Source organism: Synechococcus sp. H70.1 (genome assembly GCF_047502705.1).
Classification (GTDB): Bacteria; Cyanobacteriota; Cyanobacteriia; order Thermostichales; family Thermostichaceae; genus Thermostichus.
Genome location: NZ_JANSIV010000018.1, coordinates 37,578 through 51,697 on the forward strand (window position 1 = coordinate 37,578; position 14,120 = coordinate 51,697).

Annotated in this window: 15 protein-coding genes; 10 read left to right on the plus strand and 5 right to left on the minus strand. The window is 60.9% G+C overall.

The window, feature by feature from the left end; genetic code table 11:
* Positions 1–417 precede the first annotated feature (417 nt).
* Positions 418–1,869, minus strand: a complete 1,452-nt coding sequence (locus NW827_RS01385) for a folate/biopterin family MFS transporter (protein ID WP_414362681.1) — start codon at positions 1,867–1,869, stop codon at positions 418–420.
* 241 nt (positions 1,870–2,110) lie between these two features.
* Between NW827_RS01385 and rph the strand changes: the two genes are divergently transcribed.
* The 6 genes from rph to NW827_RS01415 all read left to right on the plus strand — a co-directional run bounded on the left by rph (position 2,111) and on the right by NW827_RS01415 (position 7,791).
* Entirely contained in the window at positions 2,111–2,839 is a 729-nt protein-coding gene (gene rph, locus NW827_RS01390) for a ribonuclease PH (protein ID WP_414362680.1), read from the plus strand.
* A 168-nt stretch (positions 2,840–3,007) separates the two neighbouring features.
* Positions 3,008–4,225, plus strand: coding sequence for a response regulator (locus tag NW827_RS01395; protein WP_414503248.1), 1,218 nt, complete (start codon positions 3,008–3,010; stop codon positions 4,223–4,225).
* 19 nt (positions 4,226–4,244) lie between these two features.
* Entirely contained in the window at positions 4,245–4,883 is a 639-nt protein-coding gene (locus tag NW827_RS01400) for a riboflavin synthase (protein WP_414362678.1), read from the plus strand.
* A 30-nt stretch (positions 4,884–4,913) separates the two neighbouring features.
* Positions 4,914–5,474, plus strand: coding sequence for a shikimate kinase (locus NW827_RS01405; protein WP_414362677.1), 561 nt, complete (start codon positions 4,914–4,916; stop codon positions 5,472–5,474).
* Between the two features lie 188 nt (positions 5,475–5,662).
* Positions 5,663–7,135 (plus strand): glycogen synthase GlgA, encoded by a 1,473-nt coding sequence (glgA, locus tag NW827_RS01410; protein WP_414362713.1) that lies wholly within the window; start codon positions 5,663–5,665, stop codon positions 7,133–7,135.
* Between the two features lie 128 nt (positions 7,136–7,263).
* Positions 7,264–7,791: a hypothetical protein gene (locus NW827_RS01415; protein ID WP_414503249.1), complete on the plus strand. Its 528-nt coding sequence runs from the start codon at positions 7,264–7,266 to the stop codon at positions 7,789–7,791.
* Here the strand turns inward: NW827_RS01415 and rsmD are convergent.
* The 4 genes from rsmD to NW827_RS01435 all read right to left on the minus strand — a co-directional run bounded on the left by rsmD (position 7,788) and on the right by NW827_RS01435 (position 11,507).
* A complete protein-coding gene (gene rsmD, locus NW827_RS01420; RefSeq protein WP_414362675.1) occupies positions 7,788–8,339 on the minus strand; it encodes a 16S rRNA (guanine(966)-N(2))-methyltransferase RsmD in 552 nt (183 codons plus the stop codon). The genes NW827_RS01415 and rsmD overlap by 4 nt on opposite strands.
* A 5-nt stretch (positions 8,340–8,344) precedes the next feature.
* Positions 8,345–9,226 carry a Sll0314/Alr1548 family TPR repeat-containing protein gene (locus NW827_RS01425; RefSeq protein WP_414503250.1) on the minus strand — a complete coding sequence of 294 codons (882 nt, stop codon included), beginning with the start codon at positions 9,224–9,226 and terminating at the stop codon, positions 8,345–8,347.
* Positions 9,227–9,411: 185 nt separating this feature from the next.
* Positions 9,412–10,161 (minus strand): HEAT repeat domain-containing protein, encoded by a 750-nt coding sequence (locus NW827_RS01430; RefSeq protein ID WP_414362515.1) that lies wholly within the window; start codon positions 10,159–10,161, stop codon positions 9,412–9,414.
* A 542-nt stretch (positions 10,162–10,703) separates the two neighbouring features.
* Positions 10,704–11,507: an RNA methyltransferase gene (locus NW827_RS01435; protein ID WP_414403770.1), complete on the minus strand. Its 804-nt coding sequence runs from the start codon at positions 11,505–11,507 to the stop codon at positions 10,704–10,706.
* A gap of 58 nt (positions 11,508–11,565) precedes the next feature.
* Between NW827_RS01435 and NW827_RS01440 the strand changes: the two genes are divergently transcribed.
* The 4 genes from NW827_RS01440 to NW827_RS01455 form a co-directional block, all read left to right on the plus strand.
* Complete coding sequence (locus NW827_RS01440) at positions 11,566–12,099, plus strand: hypothetical protein (protein WP_414503251.1); 534 nt, start codon at positions 11,566–11,568, stop codon at positions 12,097–12,099.
* Between the two features lie 14 nt (positions 12,100–12,113).
* Positions 12,114–13,025 (plus strand): UDP-3-O-acyl-N-acetylglucosamine deacetylase, encoded by a 912-nt coding sequence (lpxC, locus tag NW827_RS01445; protein WP_414403772.1) that lies wholly within the window; start codon positions 12,114–12,116, stop codon positions 13,023–13,025.
* A 127-nt stretch (positions 13,026–13,152) separates the two neighbouring features.
* Positions 13,153–13,653 carry a 3-hydroxyacyl-ACP dehydratase FabZ gene (fabZ, locus tag NW827_RS01450; protein ID WP_414362511.1) on the plus strand — a complete coding sequence of 167 codons (501 nt, stop codon included), beginning with the start codon at positions 13,153–13,155 and terminating at the stop codon, positions 13,651–13,653.
* Between the two features lie 8 nt (positions 13,654–13,661).
* Positions 13,662–14,120 (plus strand): CocE/NonD family hydrolase (locus tag NW827_RS01455; RefSeq protein ID WP_414503252.1); only part of this gene is annotated, 459 nt, incomplete at its 3' end.

The window sequence follows — 14,120 nt, forward strand, 5'->3', positions numbered from 1 at the left end:
TTGCTTATGGGTACAGCTTGCCAGCCAGCTTCCTGGAGGCAAACGAAAAACCCGACCGGTGGCAAGCCTCTGGGCGGGTAGGGTATCAAAGGCGAAGAGGGGGTTCCGGCCCAACTTGCTAAAGTCAACCTTAGGGCTTGGCCTCAAGGAACTGGGGGGGGCGTTTTACTGCGCAAGAATCCCCCGACTTAAGTCAGCGGGAGGGTCAATAGCCCCAAGTCCGCAACCCTGCTCAAGCGGCAAGGCAGAGAACGGCGGCAGCAGCTGCCCAGGCAAGAGTGAACCCTTTTTAGCCACACAACAGGCCTGAAGAGGTGGGCGTTCTCTCAACGGGGGCAGCTTCTGTACTCCCAGGGCGATAGAAGCAGGGGCCAAGCTTCCAGATTGGCCACAAATGGCTGCATATCCACCCGGACCCTAGCCAGTTGTAGGCTCTGGTGGGTTGCTTGCCAACTGCAGGGCTGCTGTTCCCTCCTCAAGCCCGCAGGTGGTCTGGAGGACAAGGGTCGGGTAGTCTTCTGTCTCTCCCCGAGGGATCGTCTCCCTCCTGGCGGCTGCTTCTGCTGAGCTGGGAGCTATCCCCTCTGCGGGCAACCAGCCCAACAAGGGCAAGGGCAGGAGGGTAGAGAGATTGGTTACTACCAACAATAGCCCCAGGTTGCTGAAATTGCTTTCGGTTACTCCTAGCGCGTGCATGAGCAGGGATCCCAGCTCCTGGGAGAGAAACCCCGCCAAGTTGAAGGCCGACATCAAGAGGGCAAAAAAGGTAGCCTCAACCCCTGGCGGGCAAAGGCGGGCGGCCAGAACCAGCACTGGCATAAAGGCAATTTGCCCTGCCACCGTCAACACCAGGCTATCCCCGAGGCTAAACCAGTGATCGTCGAGGCCCCAGGCGCGGTTGAGGTGATAGACCAAAATCAGAGTGGTCAGGCCCAGCCCTGCTGAAATGACTGTCATCCAGCCAAAGAGGGGCCGCAGGGGGATCTGTCGTAGATACACCTGAAAGATCCCCACCCCTGCCAAGCTGGCAATGCTGGTAACCAGCCGCACCTGGCCCAGAAACTCCGGCCCAAAGCCAAGCTCGTTGGTTACAAAATAAAACAGGGCTACGTCGGCACTGGGAGTTGCCTGCCAGACAAACACAAACAGCACCGGTAGGAAAATGCTGGGCTGCCGCAGCGCTTGCCACACCCGACCCACCTGTTGCTGCAAGGGATCCCAGCCCCAAGAGCTGGCTACAGGCTGATCCCCAATTACCCAGGCAGCCAGGGCAATCAGCAAGGGCAACAGAGCTGTTAGCCCAAACACCACTTGGGGAGGGTAGTGGGCCAAGAGCGCGCCTCCGGCATAGGCGGTGAGCAGGGATCCCAGAGCTGTTGCCCCCCATGTCAAAGACTGCAGCGTGCCCGTTCCCGCCCAGTCACTGCCCTGCACCCGCTCCACCACCAGCGAATCGACGATGACATCCCCCACCGCCACTGCTAGGGATCCCAAAACCATCCACAGCACAGCCAGCTCCGCTGTCGGTGCCCCCCAAGCCATCCCCAGCCAAGCCCCGCACCCCAACACCCCCGCAAGCAGGAGGTAAGGACGGCGCCGGTAGCCCGCCAGCGGCAGCGTATCCGACAGGAGTCCGTAAAGAGGCTTGAGGGTCCAGGGAATTACAGCCAGGCCCATCAACGCCGCTGCCTGCGCTGGACTGAGGCCCAGGCTATCCTTCAAGTAAAAGCTGGTGGCTAGCCTTGCCAGTCCTACCGCCCCCTGCACAAAATACACCAGCAGGATCCCAAACAGTTCCGGAGTCCAATGGATCTCTTGGAAGGGGTCGAGAGCCGATTGGCGTAGCCGTTGCAGGAAGAGAAGGATCATGAGCGTTTGTGTCTTGCGTTACTGAATTGTTGGGGTCCTGCTGGGTAGGACCCCTCAGGTTCGGGGCTTTGCCGCAACAATAGGAAAAGTTAGCTAAGAACTTCTTTACACTGTAACCTGCCCCCTGACCTACCACTGCAATTTTCCAGAGGCCTGTTGTTCTAGGCGCCAGCAGTACTTTTGCAGAAGCTGCCTTGGGTGAACATGATCGACAATGCAAGGGATCCTTTCTTGACTGCCCATGAGCTGGCAACGCCCTGATGGCCGCACAGCTGCCCAATTGCGCCCGATTTCCTTTCAGCGCCACTTCACCCGCTACGCTCCTGGCTCAGTGCTGGTGAAGTTTGGCGATACCCATGTTCTCTGCACCGCCACCGTGGCTGAAGAGGTCCCCCCTTTTTTACAAAACACCGGCCAAGGCTGGTTGACGGCAGAGTACCGCCTGCTGCCCACCGCCACCCAACAGCGCCAGCCGCGGGAGGTGCTCAAGCTCTCCGGCCGCACCGCCGAGATCCAGCGGCTGATTGGGCGCAGTCTGCGCGCTGCTTTGGATCTCCAGAAACTGGGATCCCGCACCATCACCATCGATGCCGACGTGCTGCAGGCCGATGGCAGCACCCGTACCGCCGCGATTACCGGTGGCTATGTAGCCCTGCATGATGCCATCACCTGGCTCTACAAACAGGGGCTGCTGGATCCGGCACAGGGATCGCCGTTGCGGCAGCAGGTGGCAGCCCTTTCGGTGGGGATTGTGCAAGGGGAGGTGCTGCTGGATCTCTGCTACGAGGAAGACAGCCAAGCGGAAGTGGATATGAACGTGGTTATGAACGAGCAGGGAGCCTTAATCGAGATTCAGGGGACTGCTGAAGCCAGCTGCTTCGACCGCTCGCAACTGTTGCAAATGTTAGACCTGGCCCAGGCCGGCATCCAGAAACTGCTCCAGGCCCAGCGGGACGCCTTAAACTCGTAGCCAACGGATCCTTTGTCGGCTTGTGAGCCTAGGCCCAGCCGAGGAGCGGGGGCTTTTTGACGATTTGATGAAGGGGAGATAACTTTATAAAGCAGCTGCAAATTAGGGTGAGTAGCCAAGGTAATCGCTGCTTGGGTGGCCTGAAAAGACGAGGCCGGAGGAGCTTCTATGTCCCATTTTCTCTTTGCAGCGGCGGAACTGGCACCTCTACTCCGGCAGCAAAGTCGGCAGTTTACCACTGGCTACCTCCACCTTTACCTCAAGAGGGGGGATCCCGCCGCGGAACCAGAGCCTTGGGTGCTGACCTACTACTGCGGCCGGCTGCTCTTTTCCGCTGATCGGCCCCTTGGAGCCCCAATTCTGCTGCAGCGCCTATCGCGCTTTATCCCTCGCCTCAACCTAGAGTGGTCCCAACGGGTTATCCGGGTGCTGCGGGAGCGGCTGCTCCGAGACAGCCCCCTGCCGGAGTTGCTGGAGGTGATGGCCGAGCTGGGTTTAATAAAGCCAGGCGAGGTGGAAGACGCCCTCTGGCTTAACTTGCTCACCGATTTTGATCGCTACCTATTCGAGCGGGCGGGCACCTGTTACTTCGAGGTGCAGGAACGGGTTGCCCAGGAGGCACCCATTGGCGGGTTTGAGCTGGAGCCTCTGCTGCAAGAAGCTGCCCGCCGCCACGATCGCTGGGCAGAACTAAAGGTGGCCATCCCCAGCCTTCTGGCGGTGCCCGTGGTTAACTGGGAGCGGGTCAATCGCTATCGCCTTAGCGACGAACAGCGCCAAAAGCTTCATGCTCTTACCAAAGATGGCCAGTCGCTGGAGGCCATTGCCCAAAAGCTCTGTCGGGATCGGCTGGAGGTAGCTGGCCTCTTTGCCGCTTGGGTCAAAAAAGGGCTGGTGAGCTTACAAACTTCTCCCGAGCTGCTGCCCCCCCAGCGCCCTACCCCCCTCACCCTCTTGGCGGTAGATGACAGCGTTGTTATGCAGGAGATCCTGCGCCAGTACCTGCCCAAGTATCGGGTCATTACAACCGGCAACCCCGCTGAGGTGCTCCCCCTCTTGTTCCAGTACCGGCCTCACCTGCTACTAATGGACATCGCCATGCCCGGGATGGATGGCCTGGAGCTCTGCCGCATCGTGCGCAGCCTGGAAGAGTTCAAGTCTCTCCCTATCCTGATGGTGACCGCACGGGACGGCCTGTTGGATCGCATCCGCGGCAAGTGGTCGGGAGCAACCGGCTACCTGACCAAGCCTTTTAGCGAAAGCCAGCTCAATGCCGAGGTGGAGCGACTCTTGGCCCAGCAGCAAGATCACCCCCCGCGCTCTCCTCGAGGAGCCAAAACCAACCCGGGATCCCTTTTCCCCTTCGAGGATCAGGCCAAGGCCTAGAAGGAGAGCCAACAAAGCCATGTTTACGGGTCTGGTGCGCAGTTTGGGTACAGCTCAGTTGATCTCCTCTTCTCAGGTACGGGTTACCTGCCCAGAGCTGCAGCCACAGTTGGCCTATGGGGACAGCGTGGCGGTAGACGGCCTTTGCCTGACGGTAGTGGAGATCCTGCCCGATGGCTTCTTGGCAGATGTCTCCCCGGAAACCCTGCGCCGCTCGACTTGGGGCCAGGGATCCCGCGGCCCGCGCCTAGTTAACCTAGAGCCAGCCCTGCGGGTGGGGGACAAGTTAGGGGGACATTTCGTCAGCGGCCATATCGATGGGGTGGGGCGACTGTGCGAACAAGCAGCTAGCGGCAACGCCTGGGAACTGAGCTTTGAGGTGCCGGCGGCAATTGGCCGCTACATCGTGCCCAAGGGCAGTGTGGCGGTAAACGGCGTCAGCCTAACCATTGCCGAGGTGCGCCAAGGGGGGTGTTGGTTTAAGGTGGCGGTGATCCCTCACACCTACCGCGAGACCAACCTCTCCCTACTGCAAGTGGGGGATCTGGTAAATGTGGAGGCAGATCTCTTGGGCAAATATGTGGAAAAATTGTTGGGCCTGGCTTGGCCGGAGAGCGGCATCTCCCTGGAGTTTCTAGCGGAGCACGGCTACATTTAGGTCCCAGGAAGTCCCAGCCGACCCTACCCCATGATCCCTCCCCAAGAAGCCGAATGCCTGCGCGGCGTCACCATCTATTTGATTGGCATGATGGGCAGCGGCAAATCCACCCTGGGGGCGGAGCTGGCCGCCCAGTTGCGCCGCCCCTTTTTTGATACCGATGCTCTGGTGGAGCAGGTGGCCGGCTGTTCAATAGCCCAGATCTTTGCCGAGCAGGGAGAAGCCCACTTCCGAGAGCTGGAAACCCAGGTGTTGGCCCAACTGAGTGGCTACACTCGTCTGGTCATTGCCACCGGCGGCGGCATTGTGCTGCGACCCAAAAATTGGAGCTACCTGCACCACGGCCTTACCGTTTGGCTGGATGCGACCCCAGAGCTCATTTGGCAGCGACTGAGACGGGATCCCGGCCACCGCCCCCTGCTGCAAACTCCTGCTCCCCGCGCTACTTTGCAGAAGCTAATGCAGGAGCGGGAACCCTTCTACGCCCAGGCCGATGTACGCGTGCGTATCTCCAGGGAAATTAGCCCACCGCAGTTGGCCGAAGAGGTTTGGCAGGCCATCCGCGCTCGTCTGCGAGAGGGAAACCCCTAAGTCCTCTGCCGACACCACTGCCCAGGGGCAGGCAGCCTCAGCTGGTTCTGCCTAGGGATCCCTAGTGTTCTAGGATGGGGAGGGGTAGGGCCGAGGACCATTTGCCTAACAAGAGGGAGGGCGTTGTGGTGCAAGCTAGAATTTTGTTTGCGGCGGCAGAGGTTGCTCCCCTCGCAAAGGTAGGAGGCATGGCGGATGTGGTGGGATCCCTGCCCATTGCCTTGCGCAAGCTAGGGCAGGATGTGCGCATCATCATGCCCCTCTATGGGTTTCTCTGGGACAAGTTTGGCCAGGAACCAGGGCAATACCCCCGCTCTAAGGATCCCATCTGGTCGAAGCAGGTCATGGGCCAGGTGGCTGATATCTACGAAAGCGTTTTACCCGGCACCGATGTCCCCCTTTACCTGGTCAGCCACTACTGTTTTGCCCCCCACCGCATCTATTACGGCGAGGACGAGTTCTGGCGCTTTACTTTTTTTGCCAACGCCGTAGCCGAATTTGCCTGGACCTACTACCCCTGGCGGCCCAACATCATCCACTGCCACGACTGGCACACCGGCATGATCCCGGCCTGGATGCACCAGGCTCCTGACATCGGTACTGTCTTTACCATTCACAACCTGGCCTATCAAGGACCTTGGCGTTGGCAACTGGAACGCATGACCTGGCTGCCCTGGTATTTTTCCGCTCCCAATGCCATGGCTGCCGGGATCCTCTACGCCGACCAGGTAACCACGGTTTCGCCCACCTACGCCCTGGAGATCCGCACCAGTGTCTATGGAGAAGGCCTCCAGGATCTGCTGGCCTGGAAGGGGGAACGCCTGTGGGGGATCTTGAATGGGATCGACACCGAGAAGTTTGATCCCCGCACCGATCCCCATCTAGCCGCCAACTTCAGCATTGACGACCTCAGCGGTCGAGCGGTGAACAAGGCCGTGCTGCAGGCCCGCGTGGGCTTGACCGTCAACCCCGATGTGTTTTTGATGGGGATGGTGGCGCGTTTGGTGGAACAAAAGGGGATCGACCTGCTTATCCAAACCTTGGATCGCTTCTTGGCCTACAGTGACTCGCAATTTGTCCTGCTGGGCAGCGGCGAAGCCTACTACGAAGGACGGATGCAGGAGATGGCCGAGCGGCACCCAGGCCGAGTGGCCTACCAACGGGGTTACCAGCCCCAACTGGCCCAGTTGATCTATGGGGGAGCAGATGTCTTTTTAATGCCCAGCCGCTTCGAGCCCTGTGGCATTAGCCAGATGATTGCCATGCGCTACGGGTGTGTGCCCATTGTCCGCCGCACGGGGGGGTTGGTGGATACGGTCAGCCACCATATTCCCAGCAAAGGGATTGGCACTGGCTACTGCTTTGACCGCTACGAGGCTTTGGACTTCTACACCTGTCTGGCGCGGGCCTGGGAGGCGTTTCAGCACAAAGACACCTGGCAAGCACTGCAAAAGCGGGGCATGGCCAGCGATTTCAGTTGGCGCCGCTCCGCCTTGCAATACCTGCGCCTGTACGAGCGGATTATGAACTTGCCCCTGTTGCCAGAAACCCTCTCGGCTCAACCGGATCCCTTCCCGGCCAGTTCCCCGCCGTCTGAAGAGCTGCCTCCTCGGCAATCCCCTCTGGAGGAGGCCCCTGAGCTGCAGCAGAGTCAGAAGTAAGGTAGAGTAGAACGGGTTAGCACGGTTTCGAGGGTTCCTGGCCCATGTTCCGACCACCCCCTGCTGGTGCTGGCAAGAGTCGACCTACTTTCCGTGGGCTTGCCTTTCGGCCCCGCTCTTGGTTGCAGTTGGCCTTTGGTCTCTTGCTGGGCTTGGGGCTGGGTGTCAGCTCGAGTTTCTGGGCTACAGCTCAAGAACTGCCTGCTGCTAGCCAGCAGCTTATTCCCAATCCCCAGCAGTTTCGTGCCCTAGAACAGCCCAGCAGCGCCCTTAGCGCCTTGCGAGCCGAACAGTTGGCTGCTGAGGCGGATGCCGCCATCCAGGCCCAAAACTACGACCGGGCCATTGAGCTCCTGCAACAGGTGTTCAACGCCTACAACCAGCGCTCCAACTACCACCAGGATCTCTCCCGGGCTTTTGCCGGCATCCAAAACCGCATCTCCGAAGAGCAGCGGGAGCTGGCCCGCGTTGCCGCCCAGGCTCGGGATCAAGCCGCCTATGATCTAGCCGTGGTCTATCGGGCTGCCGGCCGTCCTGAGGAGGCCGTGGGCTGGCTGATCCAGGTCATCAAGAGCCAGACCCCAACCCGGGAGCTAGGCACCCAGGCCTACCAGCAGCTTCTCGAGATTGGCTTTGTCAGCACCCCCTTCCCCTAGGGCCCCTCTCCCAGCTGCCGATAGAAAGCTAGCGCCGTTTGCCCGTAGGCCCGCTGGTCCAAGCGCAGCAGGGATCCCACCTGCTCCGGTAACTTTTGGCCACTGCGATGCTCGACAATCAAGGTTCCACCTGGCTTGAGCAAGGGCGGGATGAGCGGCAGGAGGGGGGTGTACAGGCCGGCATCATAGGGGGGAGCAAAGTAGACGTAATCAAACGGATCCAAAGCGAGACCTCGACTGAGCAGCTTGCGGGCATCTCCCTGAATCACCTGGAAAGATTGTCCAGGCTTGGCCACCTTGGCCCAGTTGGCCTGGATGAGGCGACAGGCTGGCGCGGCAATCTCGATGCCAGCCACGAAGGCTGCTCCCTGGCACAGGGCTTCTGCCCCTACCGTGCCAGCCCCACAGCAGAGATCCAGCCAGCGACAGCCCTCCACCTGCCCCCGCAGGATGTTAAACAGAGCTTGCCTCACCCGCCCAGGGGTAGGCCGAGTTCCCAGGCCAGGGGGGGTTTGCAGCGTCTGTTTGCCACTGATGCGCAGGCCCATTGGTGTTAGGGAGAGGGAGTTGGTGTAGGCAACTGGCCGGTCAACCCACTGCGCTGGGCGGCGCGATCCCGCTCCATCTGGATTTGCTCCACCAGGGCTTGCGGCAACTGGGCAGCGGCCTGCAAAGCCTGGTCAAAAAGGGGGACGGCTTCCCGGTCTTGACCCTTGGCAGCCAGGATCTGGGCCTTGAGGTAGTAAAGTTCAGGGTTGTTACAGGAAACTGCAATTGCCCGATCCACCGCCGCCAGCGCCTCGTCATAGCGTTGCATATCCCGGTAGGCCAGCGCTTGACCGCGGTAGGCTAAATACTCAGGCGCTGCCAGACGAAATTGGTTCAAAGCCTTCTCGCGGTAGGTCAGCAACAAGTCAATATAGCCGTTGAGAAGATTTAGCTCCGGGTCACTGCTGTCTACTGCTTGGGCAGCGCGGATGGCTGCAAACAATTGGTTGAGGGTGGGCAATGCCTTAGGCAAGCCAAGCACCACCCCTTCCCGCACCACAATGTTGGCTGCTTCCAACCCGTAGCCCACGCCCTCGTACAGGTTGCCGCGTAAGGGATCCGTCTTCTTCAGCTCGGCAGCCACTTGGCGGGTTTGGGTGGCCAACTGGGCGAAAGACTCCAGATCCCCCTCTTGGTAGGCCAGGGCTGCCAGCAAGGCGTAGACCATTGGCTCTTGGGGAGAAGCCTGTCGGGCCCTCTCTAGCTTTTCCCGGCTCTGGGTATAGCGGCCTGCGCAGAAAAACTCCTCAAAGGCGGCAGCCACCTCAGGGCTAATGGGGCGAGCGTTGGCCCCACTGCGGAAGGGATCCTGCGCCCAAACTGGCGCAGCCGCCCCGCGCGCCCGGGCGCCGGGGGGGGCGCGGGGGGCCGGGGGGCGCGCCCTCACGCGGTGGAGGCGCCGGCCGGCCGCCCCCCCCCGAGGGCTAGGGGGGCCGGGCTGCCCCCGGGGGGGGGGCGCCCCCCCCCCCCCCCCCCCCCCCCCCGCCCCCCCCACCCAGCACAGGATTCCCACCAGCTTGGCCACTTTGCCAAACCTAAAGCTTTTCATCCCCGCTCCCCCATCCGCCCGTTTTACCGCAGCAGTTGGGCAATGGAGGCAATGGCTGCCTCCTGAACCAGCTCGTCAGTCTCATGGGCTAGGAGATCATGCAAAGGTTGAAGGGCGCGCGGATCCCCAATCTGACCAAGGGCACGAGCTGCCGCCTCCCGCACTGCCGGCTCCCTATCCGAAAGCTTAGTGAGCAGAGCCGGCACCGCCTCAAGTGCCCGCATCTGCCCCAGGCGGTGAATGGTTTGCACTTGAGCTTCCAGGGGAGTTGCCGCTAGGCTAGGGGGCCCAGCGTAGTATCCAGAAGAAGAACCCTGACCTGTCGAAGCAATGGCCGAGAGAGCCTGCAGCGCCTCCAGAGCACGATACCGCTCTATCCCGTTCAAGTGGGGCAGTTGAGCCAACAGGTTGTCAAAAGCCTGCTGCACTGGATCGGCAGCCACTGCCTGTTCAGCAATGCGGGCAAGACTTTGGTCAGCCCGCAGCTGTTGCCAAGACTGGAACAGGGTTAGGCCGGCAACCACTAAAGCCGCATCGGCCAAAACCGCTAGCAGCGCCAGGCTGCCCCAGATTTTGCTGCGACGGCTGAGCTTGCGCATCTGCTTATCCACGTAGGCAAAAGCCTGGTGCTGCCGCTCCCAAAAGTCAGGGGCTACCTGCAGGGTTTGGGCGCTGAGATCAGGAGACAGAAGGTTTTCTTCGCGAGTCGCCTCCAAGCTTTGCAGCCTCTGGCTCAGGCGAGAAAAGTGTTGTGTCCAGAGCCACGTCAACATTGGATCCCTTCCTCTCTCCGATCCTGCCAGCAAAAGCCTGCCTGAGACCGCGATCCAGGGATCCCTGGTCGCATCCAGGGTCAGGGAAAGTTTGCCGCTTTCCCCCTGGCCACAGGAGAACTTAAGCGCCAGGATAACAAAAGCTTTTGCCCCTCGCCACCCATCTTCGCAAGTTGCAACCTTATTGGTTCAGAGGTGGCAGAATCCTACGTAGCCCGCAAGGAGTGGCAATTCCTTATTTCCCTGCCAAAAGAGCAGCTGGAGGGTCCTGCTTGCCCCCCTGGCCTTTGGGTTATCGTTTGGCCAGGAAATGCAGCCATCAGATCCCTGGCAGCCTCACCAGTTCACCAAGGGAGCCAAGTCCAGGAGTACATGTAACATCCTCCCGCCCTCAGGCCAAGAGTGCGGCCTTCTTGCTGCAACGGGATCTGGCAGTCCCTCTACGCGCAGAGACAGGAACTGGACTAGACAGCCGAGACCAACCTACCCTCTCTTAGGGGGGTGTCTGGATCCCGGCCCTGAGGGGCACCCACCCCCAGCAGCTAAGATCTGCCCTTAGCAAGGTGGGGATCCTCCTTCGGGGGGTCTCGAGGAGAGGATTTTTGGCTCCACTCGAGCTGTCGCAGGATCCCGCGCAGTAGGGCCACCTCGGACACAGTCAGGCCGGTGCGGTGAAAGAGGGCGCGCAGCTTGAGCATCTTGCGGCGGGCAGTGTGGGGGTACAGATAGCCAATTTGCAGCAGCAGCGCCTCGAGCTGGCCGAAAAAGCCCTCTAGCAGCTCGAAAGGAGCTGGCTTTGAGAGCCCAGGTCCAGCTGGAAGCACTGGCTCTGGACAAAGGAGGGTACGCAGCTCGTAGCAACAAATGCCTACCGCCTGGGCCAAGTTGAGGGAAGGGTAGGCCGGATCGGTAGGGATCTGGATCTGGCGATGGCAGAGGGCCAGCTCTTCGTTGCTCAAGCCGCGATCTTCGGGGCCGAACACCAAGGCCGCGGGACCAGCGGCGAGGAGATCGGGAAAGGCTTGGCGAGGAGATTGAATTTGCCACTCAGGGGGGTAGGGCTCGCGACGGCCTACTGTCCCGAATACCTGCACACACCCCTGGAGGGCCTCGGCTAGGGTTGGCACCTGCCGGGCTTGGCAGAGTAAGTCGGCGCCGTGCACGGCCATGGTAACTGCTTCGGGATCAAGGGGGTCGCAGCGGGGATCTACCAAGACCCACTGCTGCAGGCCCATGTTCTTCATTACGCGGGCAATGGCGCCGAGGTTGCGCGGTCCTGCTGGCCGCACCAGCACAATCCGCACCTGGGCCAATCGCTCCTGAAGCCGGTGGGAGGGTGTCTGCATTGCTTGGAGCTACGAATCCTCTAAAGTAGAGGAACTAGATCCTGCCACAACTGGGCCTATGGGATCTGTTTACCGCTGCTGGCTATGCCTGCTGTGTCTTGTGCTGCTAGGGTTTTGCTGGGGATCGGCGGGGCTGGCTGCCCAGGAGAGCCCAGAGCCAGCCCAGTGGGTTTCCCTAGCGGAGGCGCGACAGCGCTTGGAAGCCATTGCTGAAGCCATGCACTCAATTCGCCTCTGCAACCGTTCCAATTGCCGCTACCGCGATATCTCCGTCGAGGTGCGGCCCATAGCAGGAGTCGAGCCACCGCAGTACGAAGGCAAGATCGAGGCCACCCTTGACCGTCCCTCTGGCAGCTTGGACAAGGCCCGCTACCGGCTGGAATTGCGGGGCGGACGGTGGCAGTTGCTGGGGGGCGAAGAGGTGTCCGATGTCTCCTCCTTCTTCTTCGAGGGAGATACCTACGAGGTGTTCAGCGCCTACGGCACTCGCAGTCGCAAGGCCAGATTGGCAGATGCCAGCAGTAACCTGCGCGTGGGCTACCGGGAGCTGTACTACCGTGTTTTCGACCAGGGCCAGGAGCGTCTGCGGTAGTTGTGAGGAGCGCCATGAGAAGTCACCAGCGCACCTTGGCCAGCTCTATTTCCCTAGAAGGCATTGGCCTGCACAGTGGCCTGCCGGTTCGCTGTAACCTCCGCCCAGCCCCTGCCAGCAGCGGTCGAGTCTTTGTGCGGGTGGACCAGCCAGGTTCCCCTCCCATCCCTGCCCAGTTGGGATCCCTGGCTCCTGCTGCCCTCTGCACCCGCCTACAGCAGGGATCTGCTCAGGTGCAGACGGTGGAACACCTCCTGGCTGCTCTTTACGTTCTGGGCATCGACAACTGCCGCATTGAGGTAGAAGGACCGGAGCTGCCGATCCTGGATGGCTCCGCGCTCCCCTTTGTGGAGGCGATTGTTCAAGCCGGGATCCTGGCCCAGGAGCAGCCGGCCCTAGTGGGCGTGGTTCAAGAGCCAGTTACCGTCTGGGCAGGGGAGGCTTTTGTTAGCGCTCTGCCCCACCCCGAAGCCCGCTTCACCTATGGCATCGAGTTTGCCAACTCCCCCATCGGCCAACAGTGGCTAAGCTGGCGGGAAGACAGAGCGGATTTTGTCCACTCCATCGCCCCGGCGCGCACTTTTTCCCGCCAACAGGATGCGGAGCTAGCCCGCCACCAGGGGCTGATCCAAGGTGGCAGCCTGGAAAACGCCATTGTCTGTAATGCAACCGAGTGGCTGGGCCCCCTGCGCTACCCCGATGAGCCAGTGCGCCACAAGCTGATAGATTTACTAGGAGATCTCAGCCTGTTGGGCTGCCGCCTGCGGGGGCACATCGTGGCCTACAAGGCGGGCCATTCCCTGCACCACCGTCTGGCCGAGCAGTTGCTAAGAAGTGGATCCCTGCGGATTCAGTCAGACTCAGGACAAGAGCTAGAAAGGGATCTGGTTTGCCACGCCAGGGTGACCTCTCCCCCGCCAGCTTGAGGGGAAACCCAGCTGCTTGCAGAAAGTTGCACTGCCCGCTATCGTGCGACTAGGCTAGCTCGGTGCAGCTTGGATCCTCTCTCCCCTCCAGGCTTTGAGGTTTGTCTTCCGGCTCTGTGGGTCTGCCATGTCCTCCGATGTCTCTCCTCCTCCCCCTCTCTCGGCTGAAGTAGCGGCTCAGTTGGCAGCCGCTCCCCCCGTTTTCACCACGGAGCAGATCCTGGAGATTCTGCCCCACCGCTATCCCTTCTTGCTGGTGGATCGCGTTGTGGAGTATCTCCCGGGGCAGCGGGCAGTGGGCCTTAAAAACGTCACCTTCAATGAGCCTTTTTTCCAGGGACATTTCCCCAATCGCCCCATCATGCCCGGTGTTCTCATCGTTGAGGCCATGGCTCAGGTGGGAGGGATCGTCCTAACCAAGCTGCCGGATGCAGCGGGGCGTCTGGCTCTTTTTGCCGGCATCGATGGGGTTCGCTTTCGCCGCCCTGTCTTACCCGGGGATCAGCTGCTGCTGTCGGCTGATCTACTCACCATCCGGCAAAAACGCATTGGCAAGATGTTCTGCCGGGCCCAGGTGGGGGGGCAATTGGTTACTGAAGGCGAGCTGATGTTTTCCCTAGTGGATTGAGTGAAACCATGCTGCCTGTGCGTCCCCGGGAAACCGTTTCCATGTTGACCCGCGACGGGATCCAACTGGATGCGGATATCTATCGCCCAGAAGGCGGGGGGAGCTACCCGGTTTTGCTCATGCGGCAGCCCTACGGGCGGGCCATTGCCTCGACGGTGGTGTACGCCCATCCGCGCTGGTATGCGGCCCACGGCTACATCGTGGTCATCCAGGATGTGCGGGGACGGGGCACCTCCAAGGGCTCCTTCTACCCTTTTCGCCAGGAAGCCGAAGATGGGTTCGACGCGGTCAACTGGGCGGCTACGTTGCCAGGGAGCAACGGTGTGGTGGGCATGTACGGCTTTTCTTACCAGGGCATGACCCAACTCTATGCCGCCTCCAGCCGTCCCAGCGCTTTGAAAACCATCTGCCCGGCGATGCTGCCCTACGATCTCTACGCCGATGCCGCCTACCCGGGGGGAGCCTTT